At 56.8% G+C, this 22,176-nt stretch carries 19 protein-coding genes and 1 pseudogene; 9 read left to right on the top strand and 11 right to left on the bottom strand.

Features of this window, described 5'->3' with window-relative positions:
• Positions 1–736 (top strand): annotated as a pseudogene (locus tag GOB85_RS12730) (hypothetical protein); the annotation flags it as partial.
• An 83-nt stretch (positions 737–819) separates the two neighbouring features.
• Here the strand turns inward: GOB85_RS12730 and GOB85_RS12735 are convergent.
• On the bottom strand, positions 820–984 hold the full coding sequence (locus GOB85_RS12735; protein WP_173577872.1) for a hypothetical protein: 165 nt from the start codon (positions 982–984) through the stop codon (positions 820–822).
• A 170-nt stretch (positions 985–1,154) separates the two neighbouring features.
• Here GOB85_RS12735 and GOB85_RS12740 point away from each other — a divergent pair, with 170 nt between their 5' ends.
• On the top strand, positions 1,155–2,081 hold the full coding sequence (locus tag GOB85_RS12740) for a hypothetical protein (RefSeq protein ID WP_173577873.1): 927 nt from the start codon (positions 1,155–1,157) through the stop codon (positions 2,079–2,081).
• Here the strand turns inward: GOB85_RS12740 and GOB85_RS12745 are convergent, their stop codons facing one another.
• Positions 2,082–3,272, bottom strand: coding sequence for an MFS transporter (locus GOB85_RS12745; protein WP_173577874.1), 1,191 nt, complete (start codon positions 3,270–3,272; stop codon positions 2,082–2,084).
• Between the two features lie 624 nt (positions 3,273–3,896).
• Between GOB85_RS12745 and GOB85_RS12750 the strand changes: the two genes are divergently transcribed.
• Positions 3,897–4,772: a sulfurtransferase gene (locus GOB85_RS12750; protein ID WP_173577875.1), complete on the top strand. Its 876-nt coding sequence runs from the start codon at positions 3,897–3,899 to the stop codon at positions 4,770–4,772.
• 154 nt (positions 4,773–4,926) lie between these two features.
• Here GOB85_RS12750 and GOB85_RS12755 read toward each other — a convergent pair whose 3' ends face one another.
• The 4 genes from GOB85_RS12755 to GOB85_RS12770 form a co-directional block, all read right to left on the bottom strand.
• The gene (locus GOB85_RS12755) at positions 4,927–5,922 is read right to left on the bottom strand and encodes a tetratricopeptide repeat protein (protein WP_173577876.1); all 996 of its coding nucleotides are present in this window, start codon (positions 5,920–5,922) and stop codon (positions 4,927–4,929) included.
• 91 nt (positions 5,923–6,013) lie between these two features.
• Positions 6,014–8,926 (bottom strand): TonB-dependent receptor domain-containing protein, encoded by a 2,913-nt coding sequence (locus GOB85_RS12760; RefSeq protein WP_338421729.1) that lies wholly within the window; start codon positions 8,924–8,926, stop codon positions 6,014–6,016.
• A gap of 448 nt (positions 8,927–9,374) precedes the next feature.
• Positions 9,375–10,202: a helix-turn-helix domain-containing protein gene (locus tag GOB85_RS12765; protein ID WP_173577877.1), complete on the bottom strand. Its 828-nt coding sequence runs from the start codon at positions 10,200–10,202 to the stop codon at positions 9,375–9,377.
• A 365-nt stretch (positions 10,203–10,567) separates the two neighbouring features.
• The gene (locus GOB85_RS12770) at positions 10,568–12,013 is read right to left on the bottom strand and encodes an FAD-binding oxidoreductase (RefSeq protein ID WP_242011493.1); all 1,446 of its coding nucleotides are present in this window, start codon (positions 12,011–12,013) and stop codon (positions 10,568–10,570) included.
• Positions 12,014–12,337: 324 nt separating this feature from the next.
• On the opposite strand from GOB85_RS12770, the gene GOB85_RS12775 reads away from it, so the two are divergent.
• Complete coding sequence (locus GOB85_RS12775; protein ID WP_173577878.1) at positions 12,338–13,318, top strand: CPBP family intramembrane glutamic endopeptidase; 981 nt, start codon at positions 12,338–12,340, stop codon at positions 13,316–13,318.
• A gap of 10 nt (positions 13,319–13,328) precedes the next feature.
• Here the strand turns inward: GOB85_RS12775 and GOB85_RS12780 are convergent, their stop codons facing one another.
• The 3 genes from GOB85_RS12780 to cysQ all read right to left on the bottom strand — a co-directional run bounded on the left by GOB85_RS12780 (position 13,329) and on the right by cysQ (position 15,863).
• Entirely contained in the window at positions 13,329–13,865 is a 537-nt protein-coding gene (locus tag GOB85_RS12780) for a hypothetical protein (RefSeq protein WP_173577879.1), read from the bottom strand.
• Positions 13,862–14,914, bottom strand: a complete 1,053-nt coding sequence (locus GOB85_RS12785) for an L-threonylcarbamoyladenylate synthase (protein WP_173577880.1) — start codon at positions 14,912–14,914, stop codon at positions 13,862–13,864. The genes GOB85_RS12780 and GOB85_RS12785 overlap by 4 nt, the downstream gene beginning before the upstream one ends.
• Before the next feature lie 154 nt (positions 14,915–15,068).
• Positions 15,069–15,863, bottom strand: coding sequence for a 3'(2'),5'-bisphosphate nucleotidase CysQ (gene cysQ, locus GOB85_RS12790; protein WP_173577881.1), 795 nt, complete (start codon positions 15,861–15,863; stop codon positions 15,069–15,071).
• Between the two features lie 18 nt (positions 15,864–15,881).
• On the opposite strand from cysQ, the gene GOB85_RS12795 reads away from it, so the two are divergent.
• The 5 genes from GOB85_RS12795 (at position 15,882) to GOB85_RS12815 (ending at position 20,110) form a co-directional block, all read left to right on the top strand.
• Positions 15,882–16,070, top strand: a complete 189-nt coding sequence (locus tag GOB85_RS12795; RefSeq protein ID WP_173577882.1) for a hypothetical protein — start codon at positions 15,882–15,884, stop codon at positions 16,068–16,070.
• On the top strand, positions 16,067–17,533 hold the full coding sequence (locus GOB85_RS12800; protein ID WP_173577883.1) for a leucyl aminopeptidase: 1,467 nt from the start codon (positions 16,067–16,069) through the stop codon (positions 17,531–17,533). Before GOB85_RS12795 ends, GOB85_RS12800 begins: the two co-directional genes overlap by 4 nt.
• 32 nt (positions 17,534–17,565) lie before the next feature.
• Complete coding sequence (locus tag GOB85_RS12805) at positions 17,566–18,012, top strand: DNA polymerase III subunit chi (RefSeq protein ID WP_173577884.1); 447 nt, start codon at positions 17,566–17,568, stop codon at positions 18,010–18,012.
• Positions 18,013–18,346: 334 nt separating this feature from the next.
• Positions 18,347–19,201, top strand: a complete 855-nt coding sequence (locus GOB85_RS12810) for an aldo/keto reductase (RefSeq protein ID WP_173577885.1) — start codon at positions 18,347–18,349, stop codon at positions 19,199–19,201.
• 267 nt (positions 19,202–19,468) lie between these two features.
• Complete coding sequence (locus GOB85_RS12815; protein ID WP_173577886.1) at positions 19,469–20,110, top strand: hypothetical protein; 642 nt, start codon at positions 19,469–19,471, stop codon at positions 20,108–20,110.
• Positions 20,111–20,203: 93 nt separating this feature from the next.
• Here the strand turns inward: GOB85_RS12815 and GOB85_RS12820 are convergent, their stop codons facing one another.
• Both GOB85_RS12820 and GOB85_RS12825 read right to left on the bottom strand, forming a co-directional pair.
• Positions 20,204–20,710, bottom strand: a complete 507-nt coding sequence (locus GOB85_RS12820; RefSeq protein WP_173577887.1) for a GNAT family N-acetyltransferase — start codon at positions 20,708–20,710, stop codon at positions 20,204–20,206.
• A 4-nt stretch (positions 20,711–20,714) separates the two neighbouring features.
• The gene (locus GOB85_RS12825) at positions 20,715–22,139 is read right to left on the bottom strand and encodes an MFS transporter (RefSeq protein WP_173577888.1); all 1,425 of its coding nucleotides are present in this window, start codon (positions 22,137–22,139) and stop codon (positions 20,715–20,717) included.
• Between the last annotated feature and the right edge of the window lie 37 nt (positions 22,140–22,176).

Genomic DNA, 22,176 nt, shown 5'->3' on the forward strand with positions numbered 1-22,176 from the left:
CTCGTCGCTCTCGCATACAACTGCAAAAGAATGGCACGGCTTCAAACAGCATAAGCCGGGTCAGCCTCGCCGCCGTGATCCTCAAAATGCCCAACCCGACAGACTGCTAGATGTTGTCATGGTGCCGCCCGGAACGCCGATCCCGGCTGAGACGGCACTGATCATCCTTCCCGGCTCCAAAACGACCATCGCCGATATGCAGGCCATCCGCGCCGGGGGATGGGATATCGATATTCTTGCTCATCATCGTCGGGGCGGCATGATCCTCGGTATCTGTGGCGGATATCAGATGCTCGGCCGTATCATTGATGATCCCTCCGGTCTCGAAGGTCCGCCTGCCCGGAGTGCCGGTCTCGGCCTGCTCGACGTGCAGACCCGGATCGAAACCCGAAAAATCCTTCGCCACGTCGTGGGAACAGCACTCGGCGCGGCGTTCACGGGCTACGAAATCCATATGGGAACAACCACCGGAGCGGATACAGGGCGTCCTTTCAGCCAGCTCGACACGGGCCAGCCCGACGGCGCGATCAGCGCCGATGGCCGCGTGATGGGCACCTATTGTCATGCAACATTTGCCTCAACCCCGTTTCGACGCGAACTTCTGCGCCGTCTGGGAACGAATTCGGCCGGCACAGACTATACCCATTCCCTTGACACAGCTCTTGATGAGATTGCCAGGACTCTTGAACAAAACCTCAACATTTCCGGACTGCTTGAACTCAGTCTTCCTTTCTGACAGTTGCAAATGGTTTTTGTATGAACGGGTATAAGTCTTTTTTGACGGCTCCGTGTGATCCGGTCACTGCGTGACTTATTATGTCACAACGCCGTGATGCTGAAACTTTCAGACGTCACTTCTGAAAAAGCCTGCCGGATATAATTTAAAAATTGCTGGTTGATAATTGCGATACGGGCAGAAATGGCAAATAGTTCAGCGTCTTCAGAGGTTGAAGCCTGTTTCCGAAAAGGCTTTTTGTCCGGCAATGTCGCAAGGCCGGGGACAAAAGAAATATTGCTGAGTGTTCTGGTTTCCGATCAGAGACTTTATTATATTTATTTAAATATAATAAATAAGATTGCGTAAAACAATATCATTAAAATAAAGATTTGTTCAGCAAACATATATAATGTTTGGTGTGTTCCGGAGATTAATTATGACAGGCGGAAAATCCACGGGAAATCGCACCTGTGCTGTTGTCGTCAAATGCTATGCCTGGGATGCATTTGTGGAGCGACAGCTTGCCAGAGTGCAGGCCGGGGCAGGTGACCTGGATGTTTATCTGTCAGTCGATGACACAAGCGGAAAAGTGAAGCTGCCACCATGGAATAATATTCTCCGGACTAACCAGTCTGAAATTCTTCAGCTCGGTCTGGCCAATCGTTATGAAAAAGGATCCCTCCTATGGTGGAACCCGGATTATACCCATTATCAGGTATTTGAAACAATACCCGATTATGAAAACTATATGTTCATGGAATACGATGTCTATATTCGCGGCGGCGCGGCCCTGCTGATGGAAAAAATCAGGAAAGCAGGAGCTGAAAACGTTGTTCAGGTTCGTCAGAACATGAAAGAATGGATGTGGACGTCTCTTCATAAAGACATCTACCCGGAAACGATCTGTCGTGGATCGCTCAACTGCATAACGGTTCACTCCAGGCGCTCTCTGCAGTTCCTGTTCGAAAAGCGAAGGGAAATGTCAAAGCGGGACGATATTCCGTTCTGGCCGCTAAGCGAGACATTCATTCCCACAGAACTTTATCTCGGAGGCTTCCAGTGTACGCCTCTTTCGGATTTCGGGGACATTTCCCATTACAGCTGGTTTCCGCCGGTTCTTGAGGATGATCTTGATTTCGGACCGTGCGATGAACTGACGTTCTTTCACCCAGTCCTGGATCAGGCTCGCTACGTCCAAAGCCTGCTCGCACATACACATTTCGTGAAGGACTATTTTGTTCCTCATAGTCCGTTAAGACGGGAACTGGGCCGGTTTCCCGGAGTTGTCAGCACATCAGACCTGATCTCTGCGGCGTGGACCCGTGGTCTGGCCAGGATACGTGAACGCTTCGGTGGCATCTGATCAGAGTGATTTTTTCCAAAACTCAGTCGCATAAACAAGAAGAATGACGACAGAAAGACCGAAGCCAACCAGGCTGGTCAGCCCCCATCCGCCGCGAAAATAAGTCCACGCTCCCAGCGTCGATCCTGCTGCGCCACCGAGAAACACGACCGTCATATAAGCCGCATTCAGTCGCCCGCGGGCATCATCGCTCAGGCTGTAAACCACCCGCTGACTCAGAATCTGATTCGCCTGTGCCGCTCCGTCCAGTGCAATCGCCGCCAGGGCCAGAATCAGGAGGGCTCCCGCCGACGCAGCCCATCCCGAAATCACCGACGCCAGCAACACAATGCCTATCGCTATCCCGGTCGCCAGCCGCGTATAGCCCCGATCCGCCACCCTGCCTGCAAACGGTGCCGACAGCGCTCCTCCGGCCCCGGCCAGGGCAAACGCAGCAATCGCCTGCTGACTCATTCCGAAACGGTCATGCAGCATCAGCGGAACGCCGGTCCAGAACATGTTGAACACACCGAACAGCACGCCCTGATAAGCCACCCGGCGCTGCAACGGATGCGACACCGCGAGTAACCGCAGCGTCGAACCGAGTAACGCTCCATATCCCATTCGCGGATGCGGCTGGCGAGGTGGCAGCACCCACCACAGCACACCAAACGCCACGATCATCAGGCCGTCCGAAAGCGCAAACACCGCCCGCCAGCCGAAATGCCCCGCCAGAAAACTCGCCAGCGGCCGCGACAGCATGATCCCTGTAATCAGCCCACCCATGATGTTGCCGATCACCCGCCCCCGCATCGCCGGAGGAGAAAGATAAGTCGCCAGCGGCACCAGCACCTGTGACCCCACGGAGCACACTCCCACCGCGAACGACGACAGCAAAAACATCTCCGGCGACGTACTCAGCACCACCCCGGCCAGACTCAGTATAAGCCCCGCCGTCAGCATCAGGATAAGTCGCCGGTTCTCGATAATATCTCCGAGCGACACAAGAAAAAACAAACCGCTTCCGTAACCAAGCTGCGTCAGCGTGATAATCGCCCCCGCCCATTCCGGTTTTATCCGCAGATCATGCGCGATCGGCCCCACCAGCGATTGCGCGTAGTAGATGTTGGCTACTGTCACGCCACAGACCAGAGCGAAAATCAGCGTCATCGCCGGAGAAAGATGACCCGGGCGGAGATCGGGACCGGTCATGGCGTTGCTTTTGTCTTCATCGCAGCAGATTACCGGGAAACCATCGTCATGCCGAATAGTATGTTTGTGTGAGCACTTCGGGCTCTCCACACAGCAACGCAGGGCCTCACACTGTCCGTGGTATGCGTAGTACCAGAGGGTCCTGGTCTTTGATCTGTGTGAGACTGACAGGCGCAGGACTGCCCTGGAACCCGGCAAAGGCTCGCCTTTGCAAACCATTTATGATCAGCAAACCGTGGGGCAGGAGCCTGCAGTCCCTGCCAGATCCGGGCTGAGTCCGGAGACTCTCTCATCGGCAGGTCAGTCTTCACACCTCTGGTATAACAGAGGCCTGATCGTTTTGCCCGGCCAGGGTAAGCAGCGGAGGCTTTATCCCAAACGGGCCGCTCTCCGGGTGAAAGCAGCACTGTCGGGGGAGGCCACAGAATCATATGACATGAAAAATCCCCTTTTCAGCATCAGCACCATTCGCATGGCTAACGAGCCAGGCATCATTGATGCCCGCTGTCAGAAGGGTAAGGCCATCCCGGCTACATCATATCCGGCCTGCCTCGTCCTGCCTGCCTCTCCTGAACCCTGGCTGGTACACAAAACGGCATATCCTCAACCATACAGGAAGTCATCATGCCGCCAGTCGTTCTCCATTCTCCTGATGACATTCGCAAACTGGCCACAGACAACAGCGTCGTCCTCATTGATGTCCGGGACGAAAAAGACTTCGCCGCCGGACACATCCCCGGCGCCGTCAATATGCCTGACATCTTTACCTATCTTGCCGAAACTACCGAAACCGGCCTGCAAACCCTGCAAAAAACCTTCGCAGATCTGTTCGCCAATTATGGCCTCGACGGAAAAAAGACCGCCATTATTTATGAAGATGCACTGCACACCCGTTATGGTGCATCCTGTCGTGGCTACTGGATCCTCAGCTACCTTGGTTACCCGAAGGTCGGTATTCTCGATGGTGGCCTCAGTGCATGGCGACGGAAAGGCGGAGAACTCACTACCGAAACGACCCGCCCGACCCGCGCCGAATTCCCGCTGCACATCAACCACAGCCTTATGGCCACCCGCGAAGATGTCCAGGCCTCCCTCGGCTCCGATACCGTGAAACTGCTCGATAACCGCGATAAGGTCGAGTGGCTTGGTGAAAGCTCGTCACCCTACGGCGTCGATTTCGCGCCGCGCAAAGGCCGGATCCCTGGCGCGGTCTGGATCGAATGGTACGATTTCATGAAGGTCGCCGACAATCACGCTACGTTTCGTAGTCGTGAAGAAATCCGTAATCTCGCCGCGTCCCGTAACCTGACCCCTGACGAGGACATCATTATTTACTGCTTCAAGGGCGCCCGGGCCGCCAACACCTATGTCGCACTGGCCGCCGCAGGCTTCACGCGCCTGCGCCTTTATATGGGATCATGGAACGAATGGTCCCGTGACCCGTCGCTCCCTGTCGAAGACGGCCTCCCCAAAGCTGCCGCACCTTACCGGAAGAACTGATCGCGGAGGCGTGCCTGAATCCGGAGGGCAGAAGTCCGACACTCCGTTTGTCAGCTGAAAAGCTGCCGTCAGAATCTGGCGGCAGCCTTTTTTCAGAGATCTTCTCTGCGCTCAGTGACGCTCAGCCTCAGTCGCAGGCTGCTCATGAGACGAATTAGTTCTGTTGCGGCCCTGTTTTTCCAAAAATATAGGTCCACTCAGCCTCTGCCTGAATTCTGGCAAAGTAGCTCCATGTCTTCACATTCAAAGATTTCTCCAGAAATGGGCGAGCTTTGTCATAGTCGGCGTGAAGAATATAATATTCCGATATAGTGAAAGCTGTACTGGCCCGGTTTCCGTCAGAAGAGCTGAAGGATTTTCCTGTATCTCTGTCCGACAGGAAATCATCGACGTCCTGATGGCCCTTAAACAGTTCAACCCCGTTAAAATATATATTGTCTTCTATGTTGTCTTTCATGTCGTGCATTGTGTAGCTGTAGCTATCAAGAAGCGCTTTTGCTTCTATATATTTAGTGGCGTGTGCAAGTGACAGATACTCCCAGTAAACACAGGCTGTCACATCAGGAGCACCCGCCGTTCCGAGCGCAATCTGCCGTGATTCATGAAACCAGTGTGCGGCCTGTTCAAACTGATGAGACGCAAAATAGGCCTGGCCGAGATGATAGTAAATATAGAACTGCAGAACGTCGGGTGTCGCGGCCGGAACCCCGGGTCTGACGATATCGCGTTCCAGAGGTTTCCCGATGCTCAGCTTTGCAGCCTGAAGGCCATCTGCGATTGATTTACCAAATTGCCTGATACTGAAATAGCGATGAGCCCGATGGCGAAGAAGGGCGACAGAATTCGGATACTTTGAAAGCCCTTTTGTAAAAACATCGATTGATGCTTTCATGTCGCCTCTGAAACCAAGAAGCCGGCCATACCATACAGCGCTGGCTTCTGATTCTGTTTTCTCATAATCAGATTTAGCATCAGTAATAGCTTTTTCGAGACTGGATGGTTCTCCGACATTTACTTTTTGCTCAGCGTCAAAATACATAGGCTTACCAAACAGGTCATATCCCTGCAGACTTGCCGTGCCCGATTGAGCCATCGCGGCAGATGCACAACTGAAGGCCATGAGAGGAATGAGGAAGATATGTTTTTTCATGATGGGCTCCGGTAAATGGTGACATTTTTTTCAGAAATAGCCACCATTTCATAAAATAAATCCGAAAACGGATGAAGACAGCATAAAGCGATCAGAAATCTGCCCGCGCCTGCAGGAAAACGTAACGCCCGATAATATCTGAAGAATAGAGGCCTGAGGCGGTATTGCTACTTCCATCCGGTACAAATGGCGGTGCCTTGTTGAGAATATTATTGACGCCACCAAGGAAGTTCCAGCGACCAGTCCTGTAGGACACAGTCACATCGTGGGAGAAAATCCCGGGAACTTTACAGTAACTGTATACTTTGCAGGAAACATCGTTGGTCCCATCAGTAAAGTGCATGCCTCCGGTGTAATTCATCATATAGGTGAGGCGGAAATTATCGTGTGCCCATGTGACTGTCGCATAATCTCTCACCCGCGGGTTGCCATATCCACCCTGATAGAAAAGACGTCCATCATAGTTGAACCAGGCGCCACCTGGTGTGTTTTGTTGCATATAGCTGATGACTTGCTGGAAATTATTGTTCAGCATAAGCCGGTCAGAAGCACCAAGCCGCAAAGTGTAGTTCAGATCAAAATCAATGCCGCTCGTCCGCAGTTCTCCGATGTTCTGGTAAGGATCGTCAACCTGAGTAAGCTGACCGGCACTGTTTCGTGCGTTTATCAGACTACAGTAGTTTGTTGCCGTTCCGGTGTAGCAGCTATCGACGATATACTGGATCGGTAAAGTGCCGATCTCATGCTGAACAGTATAGTGCCAGTACTCAACAGATGCCTCCAGCCCACGAATCCATCTGGGCGTAAGGACAACGCCAAACGTATAAGTCCGGCCGATTTCCGGCTGAAGTTTCGTGTTGCCACCCGCAAGCGTCGGGATTTCACTGGCATCGGCCTGAACGAATTTACCGGGATTGATGCCCTCCTTCATGCAGTGGGCAACAACATTCGCGGACAGTCCGCCATATGTTCCGGCCTGAGCACACGGATCATTGCCGGAATTGTAGCTCATGGAAGCGCCGCCATAGAGTTCGGAAACGGATGGAGCACGAAAGGACGTACCAAGCGTTCCCCGGAAGCGGATGTCACGCGTCGGTGCCCAGTTGAGGCTGGCTTTCCAGTTTTCTGTACTGCCAAATGTGGAGTAATTGTCCCAGCGCCCCTGAGCATCCACGGTCAGATCCCGGGCAAATGGTGCGTTATGCAGAAGGGGAAGTTTCCCCTCAAGATAAACAGACGTCACGCCATAGCCGCCGCCGGTATATTCTTCTCCACCCCCCAGATCGCTGTTCACCATCGGATCGGGCACATAACTGGCCTGCTCGCTGCGGTGTTCCAGGCCGCCGGCAAGAGCAAAATCTCCGCCATATTTATAGGGAAGGTGAGCAAGATGATTGTTGTCAACGCGCAGATTAAAATCGCGCATCTGATAGGTCGCGTGGTCCGTCTGATAATCGGCGATATATTCGCGCTGAGAGCTGCTGAGCGCTCCGAAAGGATTTATCAGTGAGCATCCCTTGCTGGCCTGGCAGACGGAGGGATCGTAAGTGATGGCGCTCAGAGGATTACCAGGGTTAAGCTGACGAACACCCAGAGAATCCAGCAGGTGTGTGTAATTAATCTGGTTATCGACCGCCATTGTGGCCCGGCTTTCGCCGTACGTCATTGAGGCATCGTAATTCCAGTCGCCAACAATGCGTCCGCGAGCCCCGCCCATGACCTGCCATGTATCGAATGCCTGCTTATAATTACGGTCACCGATGTCCTGCATTCTTTTATAAAGATCAACGTCTTCGCCCCAGATATTGTAAGGACTGCCCGCAGGAAGCATCAGCTGCGATGGCTCCGTTGAAGGATACGAACTTCCTGTTTCCGGCCAGGCGGCCATGTTCTGGGATGTTGTTTTGTGCGTGTACTGAACCGAAGAATACAGTGAAATATGCTCGTTGATGTCATAATGCGCATCACCGGAAAGATTTGACTCCTGCAGATAATTGGTAAGCTGCTGTTCATTCCCATATTGGAAACGATCGCTGTTGCCAAAATCATGAAATCCGCTGGTGCCCCCGCCCGTATTGTTGCTGACAAGATCAAAATTGCCATTCGGATCAATCACGCGTGTCGCGGCCGTAATCGAGCTTCCATGAACCGGAGTCTGACCAATGAGAGCATCGGAAAGCCAGGGATCGCGAGACCATGATCTGTTGCGGGTCATAATAGGGCTGTTGGTCAGATACTGGCCAAAGACAGTGATATTTCCGCGCCCGTGATCAAAATTAAACCCCTTATAGCCAGATATTTTTCCGGTATCTCCATCTCCCTGGTCGGTAATCCCTCCACGTATCGTCAGACCGCCAGTCGTCAGATTATGTTTGAGTTTAATATTGATAACGCCTGAAACAGCATCGGCACCATAAAGCTCAGATCCGCCATCTTTCAGTATTTCTACTGAAGCGATCTGATCGATAGGAATGGAACTCAGATCAACACAGGATGCCACGCCGCCCATTGTGGGAACCATACGTTTCCCGTCCACCAGAACGAGAACGCGACTTTGTCCCAGATTTCTGAGGTCGGCACAGGACAGACCATTGGTTCCGTTAGGCATCCCGGCACTGCTGATTGTCGATGTGCTGCCCGAGCCCTGACTGCCAATAGATGGCAATCTTTGCAGGTAATCGCTGATTGTGCTGGCAGACGTTTCCTGAATCTGCTGCGCCGTTACTGTCTGAACAGGATTAGCATTCTGATTGGCTGCATTACGTAGCGCAGAGCCGACAACAACGACATTTTCAGTCCGTGATAATGGTGCCGTCAAAGCCGCTTTTCTGGCGCGTGTCGCCTGAGCAGATCGTGTCGTAGTAATTCCGGATGTCGCTGCCTGAGCCACCGCAGCCTGTTTGTGCGGGGCAGCAGGGACTGTCTTTGCTTCCGCGAAAAGAGGAATTATTGCAATAAATCCAATTCCGGAAACAAAATATTTGTGATGCGAGAATATAAACACAATCGATTTCCCCGCTGTTATCTTTATGAATATTCATCTCGACTTATTCATGAAGATTTATTCCGAACATTTTCATCACCAAAAAATATCTTCATTTTTGTAGTGAGAATATTATCCGTCTGCATTTCAACCCTGCTAATTATTATTTTAGATTCGATTTCAAAACAATATTGCTGATGGCTGCTTTTTGTGTGCGATTGTTGCTTGTGGAGCATAAAGTAGCATAAAATAATTCTGACTATGGAGAATGCGGACTACGCCGTGAGCTATGAAGGCGAATTTTACACCACAGGAGGTCAGAGAGGTGTTCGATGCATTGGAGTCAGCTGAAATAACGACAGCCTCGGGATGAGAGGCTGACAAATTGCTGTCGCAATTGACAGAACCGGGAGCTTCTAAGAGCTTTCGGGTGGCTGTTCTGTATTTTCTGATTGAACAGAATTCAGTATCAGCGAGTGGAGACCGGTTTGCCTGCCTGTTGTTCGATTTGAGAAGGATACATTCTTAATGGAAGGGAGCCTTCTTCCGGGTGCAGGATGCTGATAATCGAAGCTGGTAAATCTGCGTCCCCTTTGTCGAATACACCACATCGGGAGATTGCATTTTTAAGAAGTGCAGGCTCAGATATTCTGAGTAATGCAATGCGGACACAGTTGGGTGTTTTTGTAATATTTGACGCCACGCCAAGGCACAGTCCGGATAATACAGAGACTTTCGTTGTCAGGCTGGGATACATAACAATCGAGAGCAACTCCGAGTCAAACATAGAATCGTAGGCATTGATAAATAATCTGTCTCCAACATAGTAGATGTATCCTTTATATCGATGCCGTCTTTCCGGAGATCGTTCTATATAGTTTACTGTGAAGTTTGATTCATTTTTTGATATGAGCATTATTGATTTGACAATTTTATTGTCATTAACCATAGATATTTTATAGCAGCAGTAGTATCCAAGATATATTGATAAAGCTTTGTCATTAGATTTTATGCGTGAAAAATAAGAGTTATTTCTTTCTATTCCATACAGGCCATGATTGGCTTCAAAAATACTTTTGAATTCATGATGAGGAAGAATGATTTCCCGATAATCGACGCCAAAAAAATTGCAGATTTTTCTCAATATGTATTGAGACGGCATTGTTGAGCCGGAAATATATTTACTGAACTGACTTCTGTTGACACCGATTTTCCGGCAAATATCAGATATTGATTTATAATATCCACAAACATATCGGATATTTTTTGCGAAATCGTCAATGACGTCCTGTTCCATGGTTCCCTTTCATCAAGTGCCGCAGCAGCCAGATACTTCTGAAACACGTCTGGCCCCGGAATGAAATCATCTTAACCTTTTTTAGGGCAGTCGCTACAAGTCGCATACACGTTGATTTAAGAAAAATCAGCTGCACCAGACAATAAACTGCTCCGGATATCGGCTTATCTTTACGGTTCTGTTAACCCCATTGTGTGATTTCCGGACTCAGGGAATATTAATGCGTTAGCGCGGATGGGATCGCTATTTGCAGGGGTTAACAGAACTGTCCATCTGCATTCGTTAAAAACGAGTTGCGAAAACACAGCCCTGCATCAGCCTTTCTCAGGGCGCAGCGCTCTGCTGTGCCACCCCCTGAAAAAACCCTACCCCGCCTTCGGCAACATCTTCCCCGGGTTCATCATCCCCGCCGGATCAATCGCGGCTTTGATCCGTCGCATCACATCAAGTTCAGCCCCGCCGCGCCACTCCGGCATCATGTAGGATTTAAGCTGCCCAACCCCATGTTCAGCCGAAAAAGATCCACCCAGTTCACGCACAATCGCCGTCACCGTATCCATGATCTCATGATCACGGGCGAGGAAAGCAGCGCCATCCGCCCCCTCAGGCTGGACCAGATTGAAGTGAATATTGCCATCGCCAATATGCCCGAACGGCGCCACCCGAATGCCCGGAACCAGTGTCTTGCACGCTGACGTTGCCCGGTCGATAAACTCCGGAATGGCCGAGAGTGGCACAGACACATCATTTTTCACCGACGTTCCCGCCCGCTTCTGCGCTTCCGAGTGCTCCTCACGCAATTTCCAGAATGCCGCCCGCTGCGCCTCGCTCTCCGCCAGCACAGCGTCACTGACCAGGCCATCTTCGAACGCTTTGCCCAGCACTTCTTCCATCAGCCCGCGCAGCGTGTCACCTCCACGCGGACTCGCCAGTTCCACCAGGACATAGGCCGGTGAAGGGTTCGCCAGCGGCAAAGGCGCATCCGGAATCAGCGTGTTCACCAGTGTCATGCTCAGCCCGGACATAAACTCAAAGGCCTGAATCGCACTTGGCTCGACGTTACGAAACGCCGCGAAAAGCTTCAGCGCCGCCCGGGCGTCCGCTACCGCACAGAGCGCCGTTTCAATCGATTTCGGCTTCGGCTGAAGCTGCAAAATCGCACCGGTAATAATCGCCAGGGTCCCTTCAGACCCGATCAATAACTGACGCAGCGCATAGCCCGTGTTGTCCTTGCGCAGCTTCCGCATCAGGTTCAGCACTCTTCCGTCCGGCAGCACGGCTTCAAGCCCCAGAACCAGTTCCCGCGCATTGCCATAACGCACTGTGTTGTTGCCGCCCGCATTGGTCGCCAGCACGCCGCCAATCTCCGCTGATCCTTCTGATGAAATCGACAACGGCAGCATCAGGCCAGCATCCAGCGCGGCATCCTGCGCCGCCTTCAGAGTCACACCCGCATCAATGCTCATCGTATTATCGACCGGATCAATCTCGCGCACCCGGTTCATCCGGCTGGTCACGATCACCAGTGCCCGTCCGCTGTCATCCGGCGTCGCGCCGCCAACCATGCTCGTGTTGCCACCCTGCGGAACCACCGGAATGCCGTGCTCCGCACACAGCCGCACGGTCTCCGCGCAACCTTCCGTGTTCGCCGGCCGCGCCACCGCACAGGCTTTGCCATGAAACATCCCGCGCCAGTCAGTCAGAAACGCCGCCGTGTCTTCCGGCTGCGTCAGCAATCCGCCCGGCCCGAGAACCTTTTCAAGAGCGCTGGTCAGAGTGTCCGGAAGAAGGGCAGGGGAAAAGCTGGTCATGGCATCCGTCTCAGAGATGGTAAAAATCGGGCGGGGTAAAAACCGGGGCGCGACACCCTGGATAACCGCCGGACAAAGCAGGCCCGGCCTGTGTCGGTTTGTCATGCCGGCAGCCAGAATGCCAGCCCGCCGGTCAGAGCGTCCTGTCACATCCGGATTACCCCACGCCGGTGCAAAAATCTGGAAACCCGGAGCCTTTCATGTCAGACTGATGCGTGTTCGTAATGAGGCGCTCATAAACAGACACTGCAAATATCTTCTTGCAGACCGTGCGGCGGTATCCAGGAGGATCTCCGCGCAAACTGCCATAAAAGGGAGCATCGGATGATCCCGCCAATCTCAGCCTTTCCGTTCGCCGCTGCGCAGGGACGTACGCGCGCATCATCCCTTGGCCGGTCAGCTCTCTACATCGTGCTCGTTCTGGTTTGTGGCCTGCTCGTCTCAGCCCTCTCCGGAATCCTGCCTGAAAAAACCGTGCACCCCACCGTCGAAACCAGCCTCATTGCCGCCGCTGTCAGCGCCAGCCTGTTTCTGCTGTGTTTCGTCGTGTTCCCTACCCGGATCATGCTGCGCCTCTTTCGCGACCCACCCGAACAGGCGGGATGGCAACCCGCCAATGCCCCACAGCTTCTTTTCCTGGGTATCTCCGCCGGCTTCGTCGCGATCACCCTCTTCGCCACTGTCCTGTGGTCAGAAGGCGCCGTGCGCTGGACTCCCGCCATCCCCACTCTGCGTCAGGTCGTCAGCGAAGGCCTGCTTTCCGCTGTTTTCTGGCTTTGTGTCGCCGCCAGCGAGGAAGGACTCAATCGTGGTTACGCCTTCGTACAGCTCGTCCGGGCATTCTCGTTCTGGCCCGCCGCCCTCATCGACTGCGGCATCGTCATGCTGGAACATGCGACATATCATGAAGAAACAGCAGCCGGTATTCTGGGCGCCGGATTGTTCGGTCTCGTGCTCGTTTACAGCTTTCTGCAAACAGGCTCCCTGTGGTTCGCGCTCGGCCTGCATGCCTCATGGAAATTTGCGCAAAACTTCATCTTTGGATTCGCAAGTCGTGACGCAACCGAAACACCGTCGCTCCTGATGTGCCAGCTTTCAGATAATCCTCTTCTGACCGGCGGCTCCGCGGGACCGGAAGGCAGCATTCTCATTCTGCCTGTCACCGTGCTGCTGATGGCCCTGGTCCACGGTCTTGGCCTGCGACTGAAACCCCATGCCAGCGAACGTGTCATCATCATGAAACAGGCAGACGCATGCCAGGCCCGGTTTATGAACGAACAGGTTTTCCCTGATCCCGGTACCTGACAGGCATCAGCTAATGCAGATACACCGCATTTGGCATATGAGCCGGCCCGGGCCGAAGCGAATGAAACAGCTCCGTCCCCGCCACACCCGCGATACAGCCTACAATAACCGCCAGTCCCACCAATCCGAACCGCGTGTGACTGGTTGACTGAACGGCCACAAGCTGGCTCTGCGTCTCCGCCCGCGCCTGCTGGGTCAGAAAAAGCTCTGCTTTGAGCTGGGCGTTGTTCGCACGCACCGTCCGAAGCTCCATGTCCAGCTTCGTCACACTCTCCGTAAGTTCGCGAACCCGCGCCCGTTCCTGTTGCACATCCGCGGAAGCACTCGCTTTCGTGGCCCGCGCCCGCGCTGCCGGCGCCCGCTTCGGCGGGTTCGGCGCAATCGCGGTGAACAGGTTCTTCAGAGCCCCGCCCGTGATGTTGTTGCGCCGCGCGCGTGACCGGATCGCTTCCAGCGCCGTGGCCGACTGCCCGGGCTGATCCTCAAGCACCAGAGCAAGGATATCTGAAAGAACCTTCAGCTCTTTCGGATCAAAAGTCTCACTCATGCAATGTTCCGCTGAAGATGGGACGGGACCAGCCCCCCGCCCGAAAGATCTGATGCACCACCTGAACCTGAACCCGAACCCGGACGCGGTGCCGCCGCCCGCGACAGACGATCCCTGATAGCCGCGCCCAGACCACCATCAGGCACCGGCTGCACCGCAATGCCCCGCAGCCCGAGCGCCGCTCCCTCGCGATCCAGCACACGCAGCCCGGCAAACAGCCGCGCCGCCGCCTCATCCAGTCGTCCCGCCGCGCTCAGATTCCAGACCAGCCGTGCCCCCGAAAGCGGTGCGCCAAACGCCAGCAGCGCCTCATCCACCGCCACATCCGACGCATCCAGACGCACCGGCAGGCCTGGCGCGTAATGCGATTTCAGCATCCCCGGTCCGACTGGCGCATCCGGCTCATCACTCCCGACGGACTGCCCGACAGGGCCGATCACGGCTTCAATGTCTTCAACCGTAATCCCGCCCGGACGCAGCAGAACGGCAGAAGGCCCGGACAAATCCAGCACCGTGCTCTCAACACCAATCCGGCACGGTCCCGTGTCCAGAACCGCCGCGATCCGTCCTTCCAGCCCGTCCAGAACATGATCCGCATCGGACGGACTGACCGCTCCGGACAGGTTCGCGGAAGGTGCCGCAACCGGCCTGTCCACCGCCCCAAGCAGCGCCAGCGTACTGTCCTGAGCCGGAACACGCACCGCCGCCGTCGGCAATCCCGCCGCCGCCAGATCGCAGATCCATCCATTCGCCCGACGCGGTAAAACCAGCGTCAGCGGCCCGGGCCAGAAACGCGCCGCCAGAGCCCGTGCCCTGTCATCGGCTACAACATGCTCAAAAGCATGTGCGGCATCGGCAAAATGACTGATCAGAGGATTGAAGCGCGGCCGGTTTTTCGCTTCGAAAATCCGTGCCACGGCCAGAGGGTCTGTCGCATCGGCGCCAAGGCCATACACGGTCTCCGTGCCAAACGCGACCAGGCCACCAGAGCGGAGAAGCTCTGCGGCACGGGACAGTCCGGCGGAATTTGCGGCAAGGCGTTCGGTCATTCTGGTCCTGCTGGAGAGACCGCCCGCATAACATGAACAAGTCTCCACTCGCCAGTATCCGAACAGCACCGGCGCCATTGCCTCGTCATGCCGGTGCGGCTGAGCAACACCCGCATCAGACACCGGCCCGGAAAGGGGTCCGGAAACCGGCCCGTCATGCGACAGCGGACAGAAGACCGGTGCAGACAAAGGACGGATTTTTCCACCCGGACTTGCTGTATCGCAGGGGCTCCCCGTCCAGCAGCGTGATGGTCCCACCCGCCGCCTCAACAATCGCCTGCGGTGCCGCTGTGTCCCATTCCATCGTCGGACCCAGCCGGGGATAAAAATCCGCCACGCCTTCGGCAACCCGTACAAACTTCACCGCCGAACCGATATTGCCAATCGACGCAATCACCCGTCCATCCAGAAACCGCTTCAGTTCCGGCGCATCTCCGTGATGACGTGAGGCCAGAACCGCCAGTCCCGCGGCCGGTGACGTGCGCACATGAATGTCATGCTCGCCCTCACTGTCGAAGCGCTTCGCCCCAAGCCCGACACCGCCGGTATAAAACTGACCATAAGCCGGCAGAGCCATCGCCCCCAGCACGGCCTGATCGTCACGGACGAGCCCGATATTCACTGTGAAATCATCCCGCCCGGCCGCGAATTCCCGCGTTCCGTCCAGAGGATCAACCAGCCAGTACGTCCTGGCCGGTGCCACATAAATGCCCGCCGCGACTTCTTCCTCGGCAATCACCGGAATCTGCGGCACCGCAGCCCGCAAGCCCGCCAGAATGTGCGTTTCCGCCGCCTGATCAGCCTCCGTGACCGGTGACCGGTCGGATTTCGTCTTCGTCACAAAGCCCTTTGCCCGAATGGCGTTGATGATATCGCTGGCTTCGCGCGCCAGACGAAGTGCAAGATCGAGAAGAACGGCATCGGAGGGGAGGAGCGTGTCAGATATCATAGAGATGTCTTACTCCACATGAGTGAACACGCAATTGATATTGCACCCTCCCTGATAACGACCGCTGCATGGCTCGTCCCATGCCTCTCGCTTGCCAGGCAGGCCGCCCCTCCGCTACGCCTGTCGCCGTCATTCCGGCGGAGGCAGGGATACCGCTCCCGCGCCGCGACCGTCGCCACCACGCATGATAAAAAGGCGCCACCGTGACAGAGATCAGCTTCTCAGGCCCCGAACTTCCCACTGGCGGAGCGCTGGCCCTCCTCGAATTCGCCGAGTCGGATCGCTCGAACCTCTTCAAAGCCGCCAATGACGCCACCGGCGGCGCCATTGCCCGCGCCGTCGAGGCCGCCTCCTTCTCCTTCAAACCCGGCGCCAGTTGCACCATTCTCGCCCCAGGCGCAGGGCTGGAGCGTGTTGTCCTCGTCGGCCTCGGTGACAAAGATGGTGTCACCGAAGTCCTCGCCGAACGGGTCGGGGGCGTCGCCGCGCTGGCCATGACGATGCACAGCCAGGCCGCCATCGCCACGGACGGCATCGACAGCAGCCTCGTCCCGCTGGTCGCTCTTGGCGCCACCCTCAGCCTTTACCGCTTCGACCGTTATCGCACGACCGATCGTGACGACGGTCCGAAGCTCGCCGCTCTCACCATCCTGACAGACAGCGCCGATACCGCCCAGGCCGCCTGGACCGGATGGGATGCCGTCGCCCAGGGCGTCACCCTGACCCGCAATCTCGTCACCGAACCCGCCAACATCCTCACCCCCGTCGCCTTCGCGGACCGCGTCGAAGATCTCCGCGGCCTCGGCCTGACCATCGAAGTGTTCGATCGTCCGGCGATGGAAAAGCTCGGCTTCGGCGCTCTCCTCGGTGTCGCACAGGGCAGCAGCAACGAACCCCGCATGGTCGTGCTGCGCTGGAACGGGGCAGGGGACGAGTCCGCCCCGCTCGCCTTCGTCGGTAAAGGCGTCACCTTCGATTCCGGCGGCATTTCCATAAAGCCCGCCGCCGGTATGGAAGACATGAAGTGGGACATGGGCGGCGCCGGTGTCGTCACCGGTCTGATGTCAGCCCTGGCCCGCCGCAACGCGAAAGTGAACGTCGTCGGCCTGATCGGTCTCGTCGAAAACATGGTCTCCGGCAACGCCCAGCGCCCCGGCGCCGTCGTCCGCAGCGCCTCCGGCCAGACCATCGAAGTCCTCAACACCGATGCCGAAGGCCGGCTGGTTCTGGCTGACGTCCTCTGGTACGCCCGCGAAACCTTCAGGCCACGCTTCATGGTCGATCTCGCGACCCTGACCGGGGCCATCATCGTCGGTCTTGGTCACGAATACGCTGGCCTGTTCTCGAACGATGATACCCTCGCCGCAAACCTCGACGCCGCCGGCAAAACCAGCGGCGAGAAACTGTGGCGCATGCCGCTGGCCGACGAATACGATCAACTCCTGAAATCCGACATCGCCGACATGAAAAACATCGGTGGCCGTCCGGCAGGCTCCATCACCGCCGCGCAGTTCCTGCAACGCTTCGTGGGTGACACCCCCTGGGCACATCTCGACATCGCAGGCGTTACCTGGGCTTCCAAAGCGAAACCAGGCGCACCCAAAGGCGCGACGGCTTTCGGTGTCCGTCTGCTCGACCGCCTCGTCCGCACATACGAAGCACAGAAGTGACGGAACGAAGCTGACAGAGGAGAAGCCGGAACTTGGCTGAAATCGGCTTCTATCATCTGACCCGCACCGGCGCGCACGACGCCCTGCCGGTGCTGCTGGGGCGTACACTCGATACCGGGAAACGCGCCGTCATCCGCTGCGGCACGCCCGGCGACGCCCGCGCCCTCGACGACGCGTTGTGGAAAGTGTCAGATCCAGTCTGGCTCCCCCACGCCGCCACCGGCGGAAAATACCCCGAGCGTCAGCCGATCTGGATCACGGCCGGCGACGATGTGCCCAATGGCGCCACCTTCCTCTTCATGCTTGGCGCCACGGACGCCCCGCCCGTCGATCCTTTCGAGCGCGTCTTCGATCTTTTTGATGGCCGCGATGAATCCGCCGTCGCTGCCGCCCGCCTCCGCTGGACCGCCCTTAAAGCCCGGGGGCACACACTGGCCTACTGGCGACAGGAAGCAAAAGGCTGGACCCGCGCACGCTGAGCCAGGCTCCTTCAAAGAAAACCCGTCCCCGGAAAGACGTATCACGGCCTGCTTTCATAAGCGGATCTGGCTCCTGTGCCGTTACGTGCCGGCCTTTAACCCACCAAAGGTCACAGACCTTTGAAAACTATTTCATTATAAGCAGATCGGGGTGCAGGGGCCTGTGGTCCCTGCCGGGTCCGGGCAGAGCCCGGGCTTCCTCAGACCACAGCCAGATCCCCGGGCGGCATTATCCGCAACGAAAATGGCACTTTCTCTTATCGCAACGCTTCCCTGTCCTCTGCGGACGGAACAATCCGGTTGCTCAGACGCTTCTCACCCAGGAGGATTCAACATGTCCGGAACAGTGAAACTCAGAAGCGGCACGGAAGTCCCGGCGCTCGGAATGGGCACCTGGAACATGGGTGACAACGCCGCCCGCCGTAGCGAAGAACTCGAAAGCCTGCGCACCGGCATCGATCTCGGCCTGCGCGTGATCGACACCGCCGAAATGTACGGAAACGGCCGCTCCGAAAATGTCGTCGGAGAGGCGATCGCCGGTATCCGTGACAAGGTTTATCTCGTCACAAAAGTCGTCCCGTCCAACGCATCCCGCAAAGGCGTGCTTCAGGCCTGTCGCAATTCGCTCGACCGCCTGAAAACCGATCGCATTGATCTCTATCTGCTCCACTGGCGTGGCTCCGTCCCGCTCTCCGAAACCATCGAAGCCTTTGAGCAACTGCGTGACGATGGTCTCATCGGAAGCTGGGGCGTCTCAAACTTTGATGTCGATGACATGCGGGAACTCGATCACACCCCCGGAGGCGACCAGTGCGAGGTCAACCAGATTCTGTACAGCCTTGATCATCGCGGCGTCGAATTCGATCTGCTTCATGACGACCGGAAACGCCACGTCGCAACAATGGCCTATTCGCCGATAGGGCAGGGTGGTGTCCTGCTGCGTAACGAAGTCCTCGCTACCATCGCCCACCGGCACAAAACCTCCCTCGGAGCAGCCACCCCGGCCCAGATCGCCCTCGCCTGGGTTCTGCGTCAGCCTGATCTGATAGCTATTCCGAAAGCCAGTTCAGTGAAGCATCTGCGCGAAAACGTTGCTGCCCGGGAAATAAAACTTTCAAATGACGATCTCGCAGCTCTTGATCGTGCCTTTGCTCCGCCAACCCGTCATGTCTCGCTCGAAATGATCTGACCACTCTCGTCTGCCCGTCCATCCTGACCGGTTTCATAGCCCGGTCAGGATGGATGCCGGAGCAGCCCACAGGATGACAGGAATACAATCATGTCCCGTAAGTGGCTGTTTCAAAAGCCCCTCCGCCGACGCTCCGACGCGCGTTTTCCGTGCTCCGATGCTCACGGTCCGCACAGCCGCTCCGCTTCCGTGCTCAAAAATACACGCCGGTCACGCCCCTCAGGGGCGCTCCCGCTCAGCAGGAAGGCTTTTGAAACGGCCTCTAAAATGATCGTCACTCTGTGCCTGCTCAGTGTTTCCTGTGCATCCCACGCCCCGGAAAACGCCGGACAGACACCGGGACTGGCCGATGCCGCATGGGCTCGCAAACCGGGCTATACAACTGTGCTTCTGCACGGCATGGAACGAACCGATCGTTTCCCCGAAGGAAAAAACTGTAACGTCGCCGACCACGCTCTGATGTTTCCGGATACAGAGTATTTCCGTAACTGGTACAGAACCCACATGTCAGGCCACCGCATCGTGGCCGAAATGTCCAAAGACGCAAAAACTTACCTGCGTCTGGCCACACGGGAAGAGGGCTGCCTCTACCGATTCACAAACCTTCCCGCCGGGAACTGGGGTATTCTCATCAATCTTTCCTGGTATGAGTCCGGGATGATGACCTCCGGCCGCGCCCTTGTGCAGTCAGACGAAGTTCCGACCGGCACAGGTCTGACCTACGGTGAAATGCGCATCGGCCCCGACCAGATCCTCATCCGCCGCAATTTCGTTCTGGACGAAAAGCAGGTTCCGACAAACCACCATCCATTCCGTCCCACCATTCCGCAGGGCCTCCTGGAACCGTGGACAGACCCGAAACACGAAGACCCGAAGCCGCCCGTGCAGCACCCTTACGGCGTATTCTGAAGCGCCGGCGTGGCAGGCCTCCCATCAGAAGCTTTCGGCCTGGTCAGCGTCGATACGCCGCCTGGCTGAAAACCCGCCCTGCGAAATGCATCCTCACAACACCAGCCGCATCGCGCACCGCCTCTCTCCCGGCAGCCCCAGCGCAACTTCATGGGCCAGACAGTCCCGCAGCCGCTCCGGCATGCCCGCCGCCGTCAGACGGACGAATCCCAGCTTCCGATAAAACCGTTCATTGAAACGAAGATCGAGAAACGTCGTCAGCGTCACCGACACCTTGCCCCGTTCCCGTGCCGCCGCGATCACCGCTTCCACCAGCCGCGTCCCGGCCCCGTGTCCCTGTGCCTCATGCGCCACGGACAGTTCCAGCAGATGCAGCCCGTCCTCATGCTCCGCCGCGACAGCAAATCCGATCGGCTCTCCGTCTCGCAGCGCACTCCAGCTCAGCCCCGTCCGGACAGCCTCCTCATGCTCCGCCTCCGGCATCACCTCATGCGAAACTACCCACTCCAGACCGGCAATATCCTGAAACGCCTGCGCCGCAGACCGTTCCAGCACAGGCAGAAACACCACGTCAGCCAGCCGTGCTCGCCGGATCAGCACCGCATTATCCCGCCCGCCGCACCCGGCCCGCACCCAGCAGTCGTGACGCGCTCAGCATCGCTGCCGTGACCGCAAACAGGATGCCGCCATCAACGCAGGTCATCGTGCCGCCCGTCATCGCAATCCTCAGCGTCATCGCCACCGCCATCGCCCCGAGCGTCTGGCCACCCTGACGGGCCATCTGCACCATGCCGCTCGCCCCGCCCTCACGACCGGCCGTCGCCGACAGCATCATCGCCCGGTTGTTCGGTACCTGAAACACGCCAAACCCGAAACCCGCCACCGCAATCCGCCAGGCAATGTCAAATGCTCCAGGTGCCTCAGGAAGAAGCCGGAAAGCCACAAACCCCGTTGCTGTAATCAGCAGACCCGCGGAAGACATCTGGCCAGCCGGAATCCGATCCGCCAGCCGCTTCGTCACATTCGTGGACAGGATCAGTCCGGCCGCCCAGGATGTCATCAGCAGCCCGGTCGCCGTCGCGCTCCAGCCGAAATGCTGATTCAACGCGAATGGCAGGGAAACAAGAAAGAAATTGGACGCGATATAACCGAACAGCCCCGTCAGGAACGCCACCCGAAACCCGCTCCCCCGCAACAGATCGACCGGTAAAATCGGCTGCGACAGGTCCGCCTCATGCCGCACAAGCATCGCCGTCGCGAGCACCCCGGTCGCCAGCAGCGCCACATTGATCAGAACGTTGTTGCCGTGCGCGAAACCATCGCCTCCCAGCCCCAGCAGCCCGAGCCCGACCACACAGAGCAACGCCCCGCGCGGGTCAGGCATCTCTGAACGGGGCTCCGAACGAGGCAGTGAAGTCTGCGCCAGGAACAGCGTCAGCGCCCCGAACGGAATGTTGATCCAGAACAGCCACGGCCAGGTCGTAAACGCCAGCACCACACCGGCCACAGACGGCCCGAGCGCCAGCCCCAGCCCGACCATCAGCATGTTCAGCGTGATCCCGCGTCCCAGTTCCTTCTTAGGATAAATGAAGCGGATCAGCGCCGTGTTCACGCCCAGCATGCACGCCGCCCCAAGCCCCTGCACCGCCCGCGCCAGACTCAGTTCCAGCAATGTCGGCGCCATCGCACAGCCCACAGACGACACCATGAAAAGAATCACGCCAATAATGCTGAGCCGCGCATATCCGATCCATGCCCCTACGGCCGCCAGCGGTAACAGCGAAATGAGGCTCGACAGCTGATAGGCATTCACCACCCAGATCGTCTCGGACGCCGTCGCATGCAGATCAGCAGAGATGTCCGGCAGCGCCACATTGGCAATCGCATAATCAAGCAACGCCAGCAGAATAGACAGGCACACCGCCGTCATCGCCCGGGTCCGCGCCGCACCATAGAGGCCGTCAGGCACATCGGCCGTTGAAGAGAGCCCGGAGGCAGAGAAGGGCGGAGCAGGAGGGCGTGTTGTCATAGCCGGCGGAGCATAGTGCGCCCGTCCGGTTTTGCAG

This window comes from Acetobacter fallax (assembly GCF_011516735.1).
GTDB classification, from domain to species: Bacteria; Pseudomonadota; Alphaproteobacteria; order Acetobacterales; family Acetobacteraceae; genus Acetobacter; species Acetobacter fallax.

Excerpts from the sequence above, each read along its gene's own strand:
- GOB85_RS12740 (WP_173577873.1), top strand. The coding sequence starts at position 1,155 with ATGACAGGCGGAAAATCCACGGGAAATCGCACCTGTGCTGTTGTCGTC.
- GOB85_RS12745 (WP_173577874.1), bottom strand. The coding sequence starts at position 3,272 with ATGACCGGTCCCGATCTCCGCCCGGGTCATCTTTCTCCGGCGATGACG.
- GOB85_RS12750 (WP_173577875.1), top strand. The coding sequence starts at position 3,897 with ATGCCGCCAGTCGTTCTCCATTCTCCTGATGACATTCGCAAACTGGCC.
- GOB85_RS12755 (WP_173577876.1), bottom strand. The coding sequence starts at position 5,922 with ATGAAAAAACATATCTTCCTCATTCCTCTCATGGCCTTCAGTTGTGCA.
- GOB85_RS12765 (WP_173577877.1), bottom strand. The coding sequence starts at position 10,202 with ATGGAACAGGACGTCATTGACGATTTCGCAAAAAATATCCGATATGTT.
- GOB85_RS12770 (WP_242011493.1), bottom strand. The coding sequence starts at position 12,013 with ATGACCAGCTTTTCCCCTGCCCTTCTTCCGGACACTCTGACCAGCGCT.
- GOB85_RS12775 (WP_173577878.1), top strand. The coding sequence starts at position 12,338 with ATGATCCCGCCAATCTCAGCCTTTCCGTTCGCCGCTGCGCAGGGACGT.
- GOB85_RS12780 (WP_173577879.1), bottom strand. The coding sequence starts at position 13,865 with ATGAGTGAGACTTTTGATCCGAAAGAGCTGAAGGTTCTTTCAGATATC.
- GOB85_RS12785 (WP_173577880.1), bottom strand. The coding sequence starts at position 14,914 with ATGACCGAACGCCTTGCCGCAAATTCCGCCGGACTGTCCCGTGCCGCA.
- cysQ (WP_173577881.1), bottom strand. The coding sequence starts at position 15,863 with ATGATATCTGACACGCTCCTCCCCTCCGATGCCGTTCTTCTCGATCTT.
- GOB85_RS12795 (WP_173577882.1), top strand. The coding sequence starts at position 15,882 with ATGAGTGAACACGCAATTGATATTGCACCCTCCCTGATAACGACCGCT.
- GOB85_RS12810 (WP_173577885.1), top strand. The coding sequence starts at position 18,347 with ATGTCCGGAACAGTGAAACTCAGAAGCGGCACGGAAGTCCCGGCGCTC.
- GOB85_RS12815 (WP_173577886.1), top strand. The coding sequence starts at position 19,469 with ATGATCGTCACTCTGTGCCTGCTCAGTGTTTCCTGTGCATCCCACGCC.
- GOB85_RS12825 (WP_173577888.1), bottom strand. The coding sequence starts at position 22,139 with ATGACAACACGCCCTCCTGCTCCGCCCTTCTCTGCCTCCGGGCTCTCT.